At 58.4% G+C, this 14,681-nt stretch carries 14 protein-coding genes; 1 reads left to right on the top strand and 13 read right to left on the bottom strand.

The genetic code is table 11. From position 1 onward, the window contains the following. Positions 1 to 112: 112 nt before the first annotated feature. From NKH02_RS30370 to NKH02_RS30310, 13 genes are all read right to left on the bottom strand, one after another. A complete protein-coding gene (locus NKH02_RS30370; protein WP_352883331.1) occupies positions 113 to 574 on the bottom strand; it encodes a GtrA family protein in 462 nt (153 codons plus the stop codon). Next, the gene (locus tag NKH02_RS30365) at positions 540 to 1,232 is read right to left on the bottom strand and encodes a class I SAM-dependent methyltransferase (protein WP_352869566.1); all 693 of its coding nucleotides are present in this window, start codon (positions 1,230 to 1,232) and stop codon (positions 540 to 542) included. Before NKH02_RS30365 ends, NKH02_RS30370 begins: the two co-directional genes overlap by 35 nt. Then, positions 1,207 to 2,274 carry a glycosyltransferase family 2 protein gene (locus NKH02_RS30360; protein WP_352883330.1) on the bottom strand — a complete coding sequence of 356 codons (1,068 nt, stop codon included), beginning with the start codon at positions 2,272 to 2,274 and terminating at the stop codon, positions 1,207 to 1,209. The genes NKH02_RS30365 and NKH02_RS30360 overlap by 26 nt, the downstream gene beginning before the upstream one ends. A gap of 178 nt (positions 2,275 to 2,452) precedes the next feature. Further along, complete coding sequence (locus NKH02_RS30355; protein WP_352883329.1) at positions 2,453 to 2,677, bottom strand: DUF768 domain-containing protein; 225 nt, start codon at positions 2,675 to 2,677, stop codon at positions 2,453 to 2,455. Positions 2,678 to 2,946: 269 nt separating this feature from the next. After that, the gene (locus NKH02_RS30350; RefSeq protein WP_352883327.1) at positions 2,947 to 4,143 is read right to left on the bottom strand and encodes a DUF6600 domain-containing protein; all 1,197 of its coding nucleotides are present in this window, start codon (positions 4,141 to 4,143) and stop codon (positions 2,947 to 2,949) included. A gap of 772 nt (positions 4,144 to 4,915) precedes the next feature. Then, complete coding sequence (locus tag NKH02_RS30345) at positions 4,916 to 5,524, bottom strand: ATP-dependent DNA ligase (RefSeq protein WP_502913080.1); 609 nt, start codon at positions 5,522 to 5,524, stop codon at positions 4,916 to 4,918. Between the two features lie 232 nt (positions 5,525 to 5,756). Then, positions 5,757 to 6,095 (bottom strand): slr1659 superfamily regulator, encoded by a 339-nt coding sequence (locus tag NKH02_RS30340; protein ID WP_352663269.1) that lies wholly within the window; start codon positions 6,093 to 6,095, stop codon positions 5,757 to 5,759. Between the two features lie 18 nt (positions 6,096 to 6,113). After that, positions 6,114 to 6,674 (bottom strand): slr1658 superfamily regulator, encoded by a 561-nt coding sequence (locus NKH02_RS30335; protein ID WP_352869574.1) that lies wholly within the window; start codon positions 6,672 to 6,674, stop codon positions 6,114 to 6,116. A 2-nt stretch (positions 6,675 to 6,676) separates the two neighbouring features. Next, complete coding sequence (locus tag NKH02_RS30330; RefSeq protein WP_352883325.1) at positions 6,677 to 9,043, bottom strand: SpoIIE family protein phosphatase; 2,367 nt, start codon at positions 9,041 to 9,043, stop codon at positions 6,677 to 6,679. Then, positions 9,040 to 10,218: a methyltransferase domain-containing protein gene (locus NKH02_RS30325; protein ID WP_352869576.1), complete on the bottom strand. Its 1,179-nt coding sequence runs from the start codon at positions 10,216 to 10,218 to the stop codon at positions 9,040 to 9,042. Before NKH02_RS30325 ends, NKH02_RS30330 begins: the two co-directional genes overlap by 4 nt. Continuing rightward, positions 10,215 to 10,739: a ubiquinone biosynthesis methyltransferase UbiE gene (locus tag NKH02_RS30320; RefSeq protein WP_502913081.1), complete on the bottom strand. Its 525-nt coding sequence runs from the start codon at positions 10,737 to 10,739 to the stop codon at positions 10,215 to 10,217. Before NKH02_RS30320 ends, NKH02_RS30325 begins: the two co-directional genes overlap by 4 nt. 173 nt (positions 10,740 to 10,912) lie before the next feature. Beyond that, positions 10,913 to 12,655, bottom strand: a complete 1,743-nt coding sequence (locus NKH02_RS30315) for a putative bifunctional diguanylate cyclase/phosphodiesterase (RefSeq protein WP_502913079.1) — start codon at positions 12,653 to 12,655, stop codon at positions 10,913 to 10,915. Between the two features lie 307 nt (positions 12,656 to 12,962). Beyond that, on the bottom strand, positions 12,963 to 14,105 hold the full coding sequence (locus tag NKH02_RS30310) for a helix-turn-helix domain-containing protein (RefSeq protein WP_502913877.1): 1,143 nt from the start codon (positions 14,103 to 14,105) through the stop codon (positions 12,963 to 12,965). A gap of 232 nt (positions 14,106 to 14,337) precedes the next feature. Here NKH02_RS30310 and NKH02_RS30305 point away from each other — a divergent pair, with 232 nt between their 5' ends. Continuing rightward, positions 14,338 to 14,640 carry a hypothetical protein gene (locus NKH02_RS30305; protein ID WP_352883323.1) on the top strand — a complete coding sequence of 101 codons (303 nt, stop codon included), beginning with the start codon at positions 14,338 to 14,340 and terminating at the stop codon, positions 14,638 to 14,640. Positions 14,641 to 14,681: the final 41 nt, after the last annotated feature.

Below are 14,681 nucleotides of genomic sequence, written 5' to 3'. Positions count from 1 at the left end.
GACAGCCCTTGCCTGCAACTCACGCGCTCGCAAAATCCCCGCTTCAGACCTACGCCAAAAGACAGTGTGAGATATCCGGGTTAGAACGGCAATCTTTCTGGCGGATCACGCGTCAGCCATCGCCGGACTGATCGGGAATGTGTTCTGCAAAAACCCATCGGTCGAGCACGACGAAATTGATCGCGGGCACAAGCAAGCAGGTAATCATGATGGGAAAGATGAGCGGCAGACCCAGCTTCGCCGTCAAAAGCGCCGGCGCGCCATAGGCGATGGCCAAACCGATCGCCGCCAGCAAGAGAAATCGCGGAGCCTCTGATCTATGCGACCCGCGCGACATGAAGGTTACTGACCTATGCGCGAGATAGGAAAACAACGCCGCGGCTGCGTAAGCTGCAAGGGACGCTCGGACGGGGCTGAAGCCGAACCGTTCCGATTTGACAAAGGCGGCCGCCAAGGCGGCATACAGGATTGTGGCGGCGATGCCGACCAGGCCGAAGCGCGCCAGAAGCTTTAGGGCGGAGCCGCCGGCGGACCGATGTTCAGACGCGCGCACTACACGCATACTGGGCTCCAAGCGGCAGCGGCGCGAGGGCACGCTCAACCTTTCTGGCGAACCCGCCGGTCGACGGGAGCAGCAGGAAGTGCTCGGATCGAACCTCCCTGAAGCCTGCTTGTCGAAAGAGGGCCGCTGCTTTGACCGCGTTGAGCAGGACCGCGTCTTGGTCGAACGGACACCGGAGCACCGCCAGACGCGTCAGCGGATTATAGGGATTGTGCTCGATGATGCAGGCGACGCCGCCTTGCCGCACGACGCGTCGCATCTCGCGAAAAAAATCGAGCCAGGATGCGGGCGAAACATGATGAACAACACAACTGGCAAAAGCCAAGTCGAACACGCAGTCGTCATAAGGCAGGCCCGTCGTGGTGCATGTCCTATAGACGACGCCCGGATTGTCCTCGCTGGCGCGCTGGATCGACCCTTGCGACACGTCGCAGCCATCCAGGCGCTCGAAAGCGCCGTCTAGATAAGGATGGAGCGAACCGACACCGCAGCCCACATCAAGCGCCCGCACCATGGCTCCCCGCCGACGAAGTCCTCGCTCGGCGACTAGGCGCCGCAGCAGGTCGGCCTTTGCGACCAAAAAGAAATCGTGCTTGAGTCCGGAAAAGCGGATCGACCCATCGATCGTCTCTCCGTAACTGGATCTATAGCTGTCGAAGAGTTCGGACACCGGGAGCGACTCCGTTCTTGGGCTTGCGAAACGATCTCCGGCGCCCACCAGCGATGGCACGCACCGGCTCGTCGAAGCCGGTAAGCCGATCGATCACGTAAAGAGGGCGGCGTTTCACCTCGGCGTGGATGCTACCGACATAGAGGCCGACCACGCCGGTCATGAAAAGATTGATGCCACACAGGAACGATACGATCACCACGGTGGACGTCCAGCCGGCAATGACGCCGGTTTCAAAAATCCAGGCGAACACGGCATAAGCGCCAAAGGCCAGCGCAAGTGCGGAAATGGCCGATCCGCCCCAAAGCGCAAAGTGGAGCGGCTTTTCCGAGAAGCTGACAACGGCGTGGACGGCAAGGTGCATCATCTTCCAGAAAGGGTATTTGGTCTGGCCGATGGTCCTCGGGGGGCGTTCGAATGGCACCCCCGCTTGCTTGAATCCCATCCAGCCGAACATGCCCCTGACGAAGCGATCGTGTTCAGGCATGTGTCTGAAGACATCCAGCGCATGGCGGCCGACCAGGCGGAAGTCCCCGACGTTGCGCGGGATGTTGACCGGCGTCATCTTCTCCAGGAAACGGTAGAAAAGATCGGCGCTAAGCCGCTTGAACCAGGATTCGCCCTCGCGCTTGACACGGCGGGCGTAGACGATCTCGAAACCTTCCTTCCACTTTGCCACGAGATCAAGAACGACCTCCGGTGGATCTTGCAGGTCGGCATCCATGACGATGACGGCATCCCCCTCAGCAGCATCCATGCCAGCCGTGATCGCAATCTGGTGTCCGAAATTTCGGGAAAGCTCGATAAGCCGGAAGCGAGGTTCGGCGGTGACCACCCGCCGAAGGTATTTGACGCTGCCGTCATGGCTACCGTCATCGACAAAAATCGCCTCGGTCTCTCCGTCCAGCCGACTGATCAGTGATCTGATCCGTTCGATCAGTCGCGGCAGCACTTGTTCTTCATTATATATCGGCAGGACCAGCGAGTAGCGCGGCGACGCGTTCACTCCCGTCCCGACGCTTTGGATCACAGAGGCTCGCATGCGGATGAAAATGAAACGCCCGCACCAAAGTTCCATAAGGCATAGCTAATTTAGAAAAATTTAGATATGGCGAGTCCGGGGGAAAGACAGGCGCGCTGCTGGCACCTGCTCAAAACTCAATAGTCCATATCTGCAGCCTCGTCGCGACCGCGAACCGCCTGAGGCAATCACAAAATCTCTAATCCGCGAGACCGCCGTCGCGATGTTCAACGGCATGAATGATCGCTTCATAAACGCTACCGATCTCTTCATCGATCTCCTGAATTGGGATGCCTTCGACGGCCGCCGCCCGCAGGGCCTGGTCTGCCATATCGGTTACAAGCCGGCCCGGGTCGTCGGTTGGCCCTTCCGGCATGTGTTCGGAAATCCATTTGAATAGAAAGTCGGCACCGCGGGTGCTCATGGCGATTGCTGGATAACGACCTCTGCCGAGACAAACCTAGGATGGGGAACAGACAATGTCAGGCCTTTCGAAATAGCCTCGGGCGCGAGGTGACGTCTCACCCTCTTCGGGTTGCATGCCTACCCTATGTTCGTTGACGGGCATTCCGCGCTTCCAGCCGGTATAGAGGAGAGCAGGCTGGCAGCGAAGGAAAGTGGCGAGGGTTCGCAGCTTTTCGCGCATTGCCGTTCAGCGGCACCGCGATGGAATAATCGCGGTGCCGCGCACAGCTAGCAGTTCGCGTCAGTCTGCGGATCGCACGCCTTGTTTTTTTGCTTCTGTGGCTTGGGCTTGGCCGCCTGCTCGGGCTCGGCTTGCTGCTGCTCGGCGGCGGGCTGCTCCTTGGCCTTCGGCTTCTGAGGTTTGGCCGCCTGTTCCGGCTCGGTCTGCTGCGGCTCGGCGGCGGGCTGCTTCTTGGCCTTCGGTTTCTCAGGCTTGGCCGCCTGTTCCGGCTCGGTCTGCTGCTGCTCGGCGGCGGGCTGCTTCTTGCCCTTCGGCTTCTCAGGCTTGGCCGCCTGTTCCGGCTCGGCCTGTTCGGTCTTTGCTGCGCCTTCGGTCGGCTTCGATTTCCGGCCAGCCTGAACCTGCTTCACCTCCTCAATGTCTTTGAGCTTGGCTGGTTTGACCTTGGGGTCGGCTTTCACCTCACCTTCAAAGACCGCGACCGTATTATTTTCCAATTTGCCGGACTGCTCGGGCGCGTCGGTCTTGCTGACCTTGACGGCAGTCACCTTCTGGTTCGTCGCCTTTTCGATTACATCAACATCAATGACTTTGTTGATCATCACGTTGTTCTGGATCGTCACGTCGCCGGCCGGCTCGGCCGCCTCGGCAATGCGCACAAATTCGGACTCATCACGGATAACGACGACAGAAACGTCCGCAGCAAGGAATTCGCGGGTGGGGACCACCACCCAGTAATAATCCGGCGTGGTGTCGAAGGTTATCTCGATTGAAATCAAATCCGGATCACGGCGCGGCGGCAGCGGAGCCCAAATGATGTGCTCCCTGTCACGACGCCAGCTCACCCATGCTGGCGCCCAGCGAGTGCCCGGAACCCAGTACCAGCCGATATCGTCGGCATAGCCCCATCGGCCGTAATGGTACGTCGCCCAACCGAATGGCTCGTCGGACACCCAGAGCCAGCCATACTGCTCGGTATAGACCCAGTGTCCAAGCGTATACGGACGCCAATCGTCAGGCACATCAACCGGCACGAAAACGGTCGCTCCGTGATACGAGATCCAATCGCCATGGGAAGACAGGTCTTCGTAGAATGTGCTGATCGAAATCTGGGTGGCGGCCCTTGCCTCGGACACAAGCGGCAATGGCGTAATCGGGTTGGGAATCTCGACGATCGTGAGCAGGCAGGCGGTTACACCGCCGAGCATCAGTCGCACCGCATTGTGGGCAAGGACGCGTTTCATCCCGTTTCCTCCGAAACAGATCGCCCTTCATGTTGGAAACTCGCCGGCAATCGAATTGTTCCGCAAAGTCACATGAGGAGACAGCCATTTTCGGACCGCTCGATGCCGCGAAGAAACCCTGCAAGCCTATGTAGACAAAGCTTCCTGCTCCCACCAATCTGAGTAGCGTGGCAACGGCCATGAACAAATCGCTGCGTGCACACACACTGGGATGAGATACTATTTCAAACGAACCGCTGCGCCGGTTGCGCACCGATGATCATGTTCGACCTCGTCAAGCCGCGCGGGAGCAGAAACCTCATCGGCACCTCGAAGTCGACGGCCTCCGCGACCTGTCCTCCTCAAGGTGCAGAACGGAGAGATCGAGCGGATGGTGGCCCGGCTCGCTCGGCGGGCACAAGAGCAGTACCGTCTGGCCGAAGCGGTCGTTGCATCGAGCTGATTGCCGGGCCTGACAGAGCAGTTGCGAAATATCGAGCCCCCTCCGGAGCCGCATGAAGAAGCGACGCGGGAACACTGCGCTACCTTCTTATGGGAACTTCCGGCTCAATCGGCCCACTTGGCCGGTCCACGGAACTCGATCCCATAGCCGCCCGCGAGTTCCGCCACTTTGGTTATCTGGTCAGGAATGCGCAGCTCGCGTGCGGCCCAATGACGCCTGTCAGCCATGCGCCCTATGTCGGTCATTCCGGCCGACTTGACCGCGTATCAGAAGCGGACATTGCTGGCGCCACCCTGAGGTCGCGGTTGCGCCAGAAGCGGTCGTCGAAGCTCAGAAATCGGGTCCCTCGAAATATTTGGCCTTCAGCCATGTATTCGACGGTCCGCTCCTGTAGCGGCTGTCGGCGCGCTTCGAGATAATGCTTTCGAGCCCCACCTTTTCGATGGCACGAAAAATCGCTAGCGCACTGCCCTCGAAATGCTCGCTGTACTGGATCTTGCCGAGGCCGTGCTCAACCAGTTGCCACAGCGCCTGCTTGCGCTTCAGCAGGGGCAAGGAGCCTAGATTGCGACCGTCGAGATGGAGGATGTCGAACGCTACGAACACCAGCCGGCTCGGTTCGTTCCAGATCGCGGCTTCCAGCGAAGGGCAATCGGGAGCGCCCTGCTCGCCTGGCACAATGACCTCGCCGTCGATAATGGCAGCCCGGCATGGCAGCTCGACAGCCAGCGCGATGGGCCAGTATTTCGTGGTCCAGTCACGGCCGTTCTTGCTGTAAAGACGCACACCTCCTTTATCGATGATGATCTGCGTTCGGTAGCCGTCAAGATTGACCTCGTGAAGCCACCCCTCATCTTCGGGCGGCTCCTTGACCCGAGTCGGGATCTGCGGCGGAATGAACTCCAGCCGGCCGCCGTTCACCTTGGCACGCTTACTCAATGACCCCACCTTTGATCGCGCAGCGGCGGCTGTTCGGCACAGGCAGCCCGACATCCCCCCAACCTGGACGCCTGCCGCCTGTGCCGAGGCCCCGCCGAGCCATTGCGAGCATCTGCGCACCAAGCCGGATTGTCGTTAGCTTCGCATCCACATACTTGTCCTGGCGTACATATCTCGCTCGTTGCGGCGGTCTTGCACCACGCAGTCTTTTGGCTAATTTCGAGCGACCTGATTAGTCCATCAAAAGCACCACAGCAGGATGCAGCTTCTTCAGATTCGGCAATGATTTTGATTGCCAGGGTATGTCGGGCGTTCCACGCACGACGAGTCGGACATCGGGATGCTTGCGCACCTCGATGGTAAATTTCGCCAGCAGGTTGATGCCGGAAGAGTTGAGAAAGTGAAGGTCCTTCAGATTGAGCGTAATGGAAGCGGGATTCGAGGCAAGCACGCTGGTCGCCAGTGCCGTGATAGGCGCACCGGCGTCGGAACTGGCAAGCCGCATTGCACCGTCGAAAAAAATTTCGCTTCCTTCAGTCCATACGCGGTAGTCGTCTGTCTTGATTTCCATAGCCTAGCTTCGTTTCATTTAGTTGTGAATTTGCGAGATCGGAATGGAGGCATATGTCTCCACATAAATCCGATCGCTTTCGTCGGCGGCGCTGAATATCCAAGCCAGGCGCGCGCCGTAGTCGCTCATCAACGTCAGTAATCCAAGTCCGGAGCCTCCTACGTCGGGGTTCGCGGCATTGGCTTCAATTCGCTGTATCAGCAGGTCCATGGGGTCGCCAACCGTGATGTCCGCCAGGAGACTTTGGAACTCGGACGCATCTTCACCATCGACGTCATTCGACACCTTGAGCTTGAAGCATTCCGAATCCATCGACGCCTCAATCAAGATCTCACCCGGTGCGCGAAACTTGACGGCATTTTCGATGAGTTCGTTGACCAGATATCCAATGCTGTGCCGCACTTCCACGTAGTCATTGCGGGACGACCGGAAGCGCAACGCGAAAAGATCGGCGATGAAGTCCGAGGTCGTGGCACAATGACGCCAACTCAAGTCGAGAGGTCCGTCGAACAGCCGCACGCGACTGACGCTCTCCTTCATCCCGATTGCAACGTCAGGGGTCCCGAACAGCGTTGTCATGGCTATGTGTGCCTTATGATCACGAGGGTGATGTCGTCGTGGATCTTCTGGATCCCGATATGGGCCATCAGATCGTCGATGATGCCGGTCTTGATGTCCTCGGCGCTGCTGCCGTGACGCTTTTGTGCGCTCTCACAGAGGCGCTCGAATCCGAACAATTTTCTGTCTTGGTCTTCCGCCTCGGTCACTCCGTCCGTGTGCAGCACGATCACGTCGCCGCTCCCGAACACGATGTCGCGCGTGGCAATGAACTTCGAGATGTCATTCTCCAGGCCAACCGGCAGACCCAGATCCATCGTGTCGATACGTTCGACGTCCCCGTCCGCACGCACGACGAGGACATCCTCATGCTGGCCGGATAGCGTGACCCGCTCATCCTCGAAGTCAAGGAATGCCAGCGAGAGATGCTTGCCGGTGTTCGTTCGCTCGATGTTTTTGTAGATCGCTCTGTTCAGCCGATCCAGAAACTGGCGCGGATTCTCCTCGTTGGTCTCCTGCAGCGCGCGTGCAACGGATTGGACCATGAGCATCAGCACGCCGCTCTCGAGACCATGACCGGTCACGTCGCCGATGCCGATTTTGACCCGTGACCCGTTCTGCAGGACGTCATAATAGTCACCGCCGACCTCGTCGGCCGGCCGCATGTAGGCCGCGATCTCCAGCCCCGGAATCGCTTCGAGTTCGAATTGTTTCGGCAGGACCATCATCTGTATCTGCCTGGCGACCGCGAGTTCGGCGCCAAGGCGGACGTTCTCGTCCTGCAGCTTTTCGTTAAGTGCGGAAATCTCCTGATTGGCGTCCCCGAGTTCCCTAGTTCGTTCGTCGACGAGTTGCTCGAGGTTTTCCGTGTGAAAGCTGATCTGCTCGGCCATCCGGTTGAAAGCGATTCCCGCCGCTCCAACCTCGTCGCGCGTTGGAATGCTCACGCGGACCGAATAATCTTTGGACTGGAGCCGCTGGGCGGCGCTGGCGAGCGCCCTGAGACCCGCGGTGATCCGCTTCGAAATTCCGAGCACGGCGGCAAAAACTATCAGAAGCGAAACGATGATCGCGGCGACCTGAAAAAGCAGGATACGGTTGGTTGCGCGGGAAATACTCTCCTGCGCGGCAAACAGGGACGCATAGATCTCCCGTTCGGGAACGACGATCCCGACCGACATCGTTTCGGACTTGATCGGTCCCGAACTCCACAGATTGGTTGGCTTCAATCTTTTGAGGACAACAATGTAGGGTACGCGTTCGCCCTTGTCGTCGAGCATGATATGCTGAATGACACCGTCATTGTTCCGGTCGAGAGGCAGCGACGCGATAGCCGGCTGCGTGCTTCCCCGCAGGGACCTCTCCAGGCCAGTGACGCCCTGGCTGCCCGCATCGCTCGATGACGTCAGGCCGATGATTGCTTGGCCCGACGGATTGATCGCCACCACGTTGCCAGTCGACATCGTGAGAAAGCCGAATCCGGTTTCAGCGATCTTCACGCGTCCGACGATTTCCGCGAGTTGGTCGAGAGTGATGTCTGCTCCCGCCGTACCGGCGATACCGGTGTGATCGCGCGTCCACAGCGGATGGAAAAAGCTGACGATCAGCTTTCCCGTGATTGCATCGGTGTAGGGCGCTGTCTGGGTAATGTCGTCGGGGACGGGACGAGAGGCTGGATCCCTGGCCCATTGCTGCCATGAACCGTAGATACCCGGAAAGAAGAACTCCCAGAATTCCGCCTTGTTGTGGCCCGGATAGAGCTTGTCGAATGTCTGTGCCTGGTCCGTATACGGCACGGTCCTGAATATCGGCCGTTCTTTTGGACCAATATAATACATCTGCAGTTTGGACGATCCGCTGGCCATGAGCGTCGGCGCAACGAGGTCCAGGACGGTGCTGTCTTCTATTTCCTGCTGAACGCTTGGCAGCGGACTGTGGTCGGCGCCCAGCAGGTAGCCCCAGACGCTCACCACGGAAGGCGCGCCCGGCAGGTTCTGTGCCCAATCGCCCCGCGCGTCATAGACGACCTTTACCGAGCCGGGAGCCTGCTGCGAAAGGGTGGCTCCGACCTGTTGCTGCCTGCTTGGATCGTCGATCTGGGCCTGCAGCACGCCGGCCAGCGCCTTGACGTCCCCATGAACTCGATCGAGCAGCAGGTCGACGCTCAGCGCTGTCGATTCGGCATAGGAACGAATGTATTCCTGGTTTGCGGTCGTCAGGCCCTCACCGACTTCCGATGTGGCATCGCGCGACAGCTTTTGAACGTTCCAAAGCGCCAGGCCACCGCTCAAGAGGAGGTCGAACAGCACGGCGCCACCAACGACCAATACGAATTTCGCTCGAAAGGAGCGCAGGCCGAAGCGCGGCGTACCCTCATCGTCGGCTTTCATTGCGGCCGTCGCCCCGATGCGACCCAGATCGGCCAACCCGCATAACCCTTGGGGTGGAGCGCAGCGAAAATGTGGTCCTCGAAGCCCTGCCGAAACCGCGCGACGAACTCCGGTCCATCGCCGCGTCTGGTCGCCATCTCGCCCGCATAGACATCCGCCCAGGCTGCGATGACATCGGCGAAGTCCTGCGGATCGCCGTCCAGGTTAGTGACCATGAAGGTCTCCACAAGGATGTCTTCGAATCCGGCTTCCACCAGGTATCGCCGACTCTTGGGCCCAAGCTCGACGTCCATCTCGAAATGCCCGAACAGCTTCGCCACCTCGTCGTAGGTCCAGCGAATGCTTTCGGCGCGCGGCTCGCCGAGGCAATGCGAATTCTTTTCGTTGGTGATATAGACCCGACCGCCTGGCTTGCATATGCGGTAGAGCTCCTTGAGGATGAGTTCAGGGCGATTGAAGATTTGCAGGGAATGTCGGCAGGTGACCAAGTCGAACTGAGCTTCGTCGAGCAGCATCTCCGACGCATCGCCATACGTATATTCGATGCCCCGGATGTCGAACTCCCGCATCACTCGTCGAGCATAGTTCAGGCTTGATCTGGAGTGGTCGAGGGCGACGATCCGCGATGGCTGGAACTCCTTCTGCGCGAGCACAGCGAAATCGCCGATCCCGCAACAGATGTCGGCCATGACGATCCCGGGCCTCATCCCGTGTCGCGGCAAGATCGCGCGCTCGTGGCGCCATGTCATCTTTGTCTGAGTACGCAGGATCGGTACGAACCCGCCTTCCTCTAGAAAGCCCTGGCCCGGATAGAATTCGGTGTCATACTCCTCGACGGTGATGTTCGGTTCAATTCCGCTCAGGCGACCGAATTTTCGCGAGGTCCATCCGACGACGCTCGACGTGATGACGACGAATTTGAGATCGGGTCGAGCGCGACAAGCGTCGATGATGATCCTCGAAAAGGCGTGAAACGCGGCGTTGTTCATCTGCGTCAGGCGCCTGACATTGACGTAGAGAACGCCGCGCACACGGCCGATCGCATCGCGAAGCAATGCTATGCTGGGTCCAAGCTCATCGATCGCCTGAGGCCGCACCACGCCAGATATGGAGAACTCCTGGTTGTTCGCGTCGTATTGCGCCTTAAAGCGCGGGAGAAGGTCGTAGGGGCTCAATTTTGCAAGCCCTCGAGCGGAAGATCCACGACAAGCTTGATTGCATCGCCATCGGCCTCCTCGATCCAGAGTGTCGCGTTGTAGTCGACAGCCAGTTCCAGGAGCATGACCTCGCGGCTCGGCGCGAGATCCCCAGACACTGAATTGAGGTATCGCTCTCTGGCCTCTATTCCTGCAAGTTGCGACACGGCTTCTTCGTAGAATTGGCGCTCTTCCGGTACGCAAGGAAATGTCAACTCGATCCTATCCGTCGCGCCATGGCGAGACACCCTGCATGCCAGTTCGCCATCGGCATGGCGCGTGCGAAAGGCGACTTCCAGCAATTCGTTGAAGGCGGAGGAAAAGAGATTTGAATGCCGGACCGAGTCGGACCTGTTCTGGCTGATCATCCGGGCCATGTATGTCGAGACATAATCGCAGTGTCTCCAAGCGGAGACAAAAGCTTTGATTTCCATGTCGATCTGGACCATGGGTTCAAAGGTCGGTCCGCCGCCAGCCAGGTCATGATGAACAGGTCCCATCGGCATCCTCACTTGTTCCATCAGTATTGAACCCCCGCGGGGTGATGGCCTCCGCGACGAAAAGAGTCACCGCCCGTGGTCAGTCAGTCTGGCACCGACCCAAAGAATTGCGCGGTATCCGCCTCGATCGTTCTACAAATCTCCACTTCATCGTTAACAAAGGGTTCAAGGCGCTAGTGCGCCCGATTTGATTCCTGCATCGCTCGTACCACCCTCGGCGGGGACCGCTTGATGAAATCGCTGATCGCCTCGGCTCCGAGCGGCCGTCCTAGGTAATTACCTTGCAGGCAATCGCAATTTTCCTTGATCAGCCACCGTGCCTGTGCCGATGTTTCGACTCCCTCGGCAGTGACATTTATCCCTAGGCCGTGCGCCAGATTCATGATCGATCGCACGATCGTTTGGCTTTTGAGGTTGGTCTCCAGGTCCGCAATAAAGTACTGATCGATCTTCAAAGTATCGAAGGGAAAGTTCTTAAGGTAGCTTAACGACGAGTAGTATGTTCCAAAATCGTCGAGCGAAATTCGTATTCCCAGGACGTTCAGGGTATTCAACGTATCGATATTGTCGATCGTCTTCTCAAGCAGGACCGTCTCCGTTATCTCCAGTTCAAGTCTGTCGGCTTCGATTCCAACTGCGTCGATGATCTGGGCGACGGTGTCCGTCAGCGAACCGCTAAGGAACTGAGCTGGTGACAGGTTCACCGCGACCGTCAGCGAGGAAGGCCACGTCAACGCCTGGCGACAGGCTTCCTCGAGCACCCAACGCCCAATCTCGTCCATCAGACCGTCGGCTTCGGCGATCGGTATGAACACGCTGGGAGGAATGTTTCCGACCTCAGGGTGCCGCCACCGCAGCAGCGCTTCGAAACCGATCACCGACGAGGGAGGCCGAATGAGCGGCTGATACTCCAGATAAAGCTCGCCCCGCTCCAGCGCGGTTCGAAGGCTGCGTCTCAGATTCTCGCGTTGCTCAAGCAAGAGCAGCATCGAACGGTTGAACGTTCGAGCGCAGCCGCGTCCATCTGTCTTGGCCGCGTAAAGGGCAATGTCAGCGGCTTTCATCAGTTGTTCGCCATCGGTCCCGTGCTCCGGCCCGAAAGCAATTCCGATACTCGAGCCGACGAAGACGGGAATGCCGTTGATGACGAACGGGTTCTTGAACGCGTCGACCAGCGATCCGGCGAGGCGCTCAGCTTCTGCTGGCTGCTCTTTTCCCAATTGGATGACAGCGAACTCATCGCCGGCATACCGGTATGCCGATTCGCCATCCTGCAGCGCGTCGCGGATACGACCCGCCGCGAGCTGAAGAAGCGTATCGCCTGCTCCATGCCCGAGCGTGTCGTTGACTGCTTTGAAATCGTCAAGGTCGATCTGCAGCAGGGCGGCTTTCGGCTTCAGTTCGCCGAGGGCCGCCAGCGCTTGCTGCAGCTGCTCGCCGAATCGCCGCCGATTCTGCAGTCCGGTCAGCACGTCATGCGTCGCCTGATGGAGCAAAATTACATGCTCTTGCTCGTCCGTCACGCTGCGCCCATCGCGCTCCCTTGATTCAATGATTCCCACACCATTTGCAGCGGCGAAAACAAAAACGGACCGCAGCACTTCGCCCGATGACCGCGGCAAATCGATGCTTGCCGGTGAGCCGCCATGGAACACGCGAAGAAACTCGTCGCGATACCTCGCATCGAGGAAGCTCGGGTAGATCTCCCAAAGGGCGGCACCCGGCGTCACCGCGCTTCCGTACATGCCCCTGAGCTTGGTTGCGTAGTGGGTCAGACAGAAGTCGCGGTCGTAGAACGACAAAAGTTCGGTCGTGTTGGCCAAAAGGTCAGCGAGAAGCGCTTCGCCGGGACGTCGAACATCGCTTGAGGAAGGCCCCTCACTCCCCTTGCCGACGCCTGATGCCTCTGGAGCCAAGAGCCACCTCCATAAGCGGCGCAAATCCACGTCGCCCAGTCCAGAAATAACATAACTATCAAGCTTGGCAAACTTTTAACTCGCGGTCTTAACAAGTGCAGCATACGGCGCAGGTGCAATGCGTGCTCCGCTGTGGTTCTCAGCGATAATAATCAACAGCCACAGTTGGTTAATAAGTCGGGAATTGTTACGAATTGGCTATATGATTGATGGCGTGGTGGACGCAACACGAAATATTCTGGTCCATGATGCGGCGTGGCCTTCCTGTTTTGAGCACGTCCCATCTCAACCATCGCCGAACTTGTGCTCAGCTTCCGAGCGCTTTGAGCCAACCTTCAAAGGAAGACGCCTTCTCGTGTTCAGCAAGCGAAACAGAGTGGGCGGGGCGCGGTAACACCACGGTACCGCGGCCTTCGCGGGGGCTGTAACCGAATTCCTTGCTGAATGCTCGGCTGAAATTAGCCGCTGAACTAAACCCGAAGGCCTCAGCAATGTCGACGATTCGCCGGCTGTCCGCCGGATCGCTAAGCGCAATATGGGCTGCCAGAAGTCGGCGACTTTGTATGTAATGGAGAACACCACCGCTCGGTTCGAACAATTGATAGAGACGAGAGCGCGATACGCCGAGCGCCCGGCACATTGAATCCGGTGCCAGGTGGGCCGCATCCAGATTGTTTTGGACGTATCGACGCGCTCGCTCCATCAGCGCGACACTCACCAATTGTTCGGCGGCCGCGGCATGTTCCGCCGGAGGCGCGAGGCAGGCAATGACCATGCTGCGTGTTGCGTGTACGATGCGGGGCAGATCTTCAGCCGTGAGACTGCGCAGTCTTGCTTCTATGCTGTTGACGTAGTCGACAAAGAGGTTGGCAAAGTTGCCGGACATAATTGAATTGTTCTTTGCGTCGAGGGTTGACGCCGCATCAGAGAACAAATCACGCGGCAGATAGAGAAACAGGCTTTCCGAGTCCGTTACCCTCCCGCGAAACGGGTAGCCAAGCGATCTGAACTCCAACTTGCCCGGCTGGTTTTCCGCAACGCGGCGATCGACCTCCGTCCACGACCGGCCTGTACGTGGCAAGACGATGTACCAGTGGTCGATCGAACTGGATCGGAGCTTCGCGGCGGAACGCATGTAGCTATGTGCCGGCGCGCGCTGTTGAACGATCAGCATGCCACCGAGATTCCAGGCTGTGTGGTCGGCGGGAAAACCATCGTCCGGCGATTTGTCATCCGGCAACCTGACCTCGACAAGCGGCGCCATTTGCGCTTGCCAAGCGGCGAATTGATCCCCTGGCGCCAGCTCGAGCGTTGAAAAGGGCAGAGGTTCGAGCGCCGGCGCGAACGATGGAGCGGCCTCATTGCGGGGTTGACCTTCGCGCGACCAACGACGTCGATCACGGTCCCGCGGCTGCCTCGCAGGAGCCTCGTCTTGCCTCTTAGTGTCCATCGCGTGGTGCCATATCCGAATCGGGTATGCCCATGCCCCTCTCAATCATGTGGTGTATTTCAGGCATCTGGCAAGGCTGGCGGAACTCGAGTCGACCGAAACGGTGATCACGCTGGATTACAGCAAGAAATGCATTCCGAGATAAGTTTCTGGATGCGAAGATAACGACACTCTTCGACCTGATGCGTATAGAATCTGACATCGTTAAATAGTAGTTGAGGATGTCACCAAAATGAACACAAAGCTCAACAGCGAAGATCGTCGCAAGATAATTCTTGAGGGATACGGCAACAATGAGCCGTTGAAAGCTATTGCGGCAAAGATCGGATGCTCGCTGGCGAGTTTGAAGGTCACCGCCAGCAAACTCGGCTGTACACGAACTGCGAAAGAAGCGGCGGAATTTCGACGCGGATTTCACGTTCCGGAAGACAAGCGGCAAGATTACAACCAGCTTATGATTGCCGGGCAATATAGAGCTCGTGAGTGCGCGCTGATTTTGGGACTCTTAACAGAACAATCATCAGGCAGCAGGTAAACTGATTCCAATACACCTGTGGACGGCATTGTCACTTAATC

It is taken from the genome of Mesorhizobium sp. M1396 (assembly GCF_040317725.1).
In the GTDB taxonomy this organism is placed as follows: Bacteria; Pseudomonadota; Alphaproteobacteria; order Rhizobiales; family Rhizobiaceae; genus Mesorhizobium.
The sequence above is the reverse complement of the archived record's forward strand: the minus strand, read 5'-3'. Positions and strand labels throughout refer to the sequence as shown.

What these genes read in the sequence shown, in the direction of transcription:
- NKH02_RS30340 (WP_352663269.1), bottom strand. Translation starts at nt 6,095, where the DNA reads ATGGAAATCAAGACAGACGACTACCGCGTATGGACTGAAGGAAGCGAA.
- NKH02_RS30355 (WP_352883329.1), bottom strand. Translation starts at nt 2,677, where the DNA reads ATGAGCACCCGCGGTGCCGACTTTCTATTCAAATGGATTTCCGAACAC.
- NKH02_RS30305 (WP_352883323.1), top strand. Translation starts at nt 14,338, where the DNA reads ATGAACACAAAGCTCAACAGCGAAGATCGTCGCAAGATAATTCTTGAG.
- NKH02_RS30330 (WP_352883325.1), bottom strand. Translation starts at nt 9,043, where the DNA reads ATGAAAGCCGACGATGAGGGTACGCCGCGCTTCGGCCTGCGCTCCTTT.
- NKH02_RS30335 (WP_352869574.1), bottom strand. Translation starts at nt 6,674, where the DNA reads ATGACAACGCTGTTCGGGACCCCTGACGTTGCAATCGGGATGAAGGAG.
- NKH02_RS30310 (WP_502913877.1), bottom strand. Translation starts at nt 14,105, where the DNA reads ATGGACACTAAGAGGCAAGACGAGGCTCCTGCGAGGCAGCCGCGGGAC.
- NKH02_RS30320 (WP_502913081.1), bottom strand. Translation starts at nt 10,739, where the DNA reads ATGGGACCTGTTCATCATGACCTGGCTGGCGGCGGACCGACCTTTGAA.
- NKH02_RS30350 (WP_352883327.1), bottom strand. Translation starts at nt 4,143, where the DNA reads ATGAAACGCGTCCTTGCCCACAATGCGGTGCGACTGATGCTCGGCGGT.
- NKH02_RS30360 (WP_352883330.1), bottom strand. Translation starts at nt 2,274, where the DNA reads ATGCGAGCCTCTGTGATCCAAAGCGTCGGGACGGGAGTGAACGCGTCG.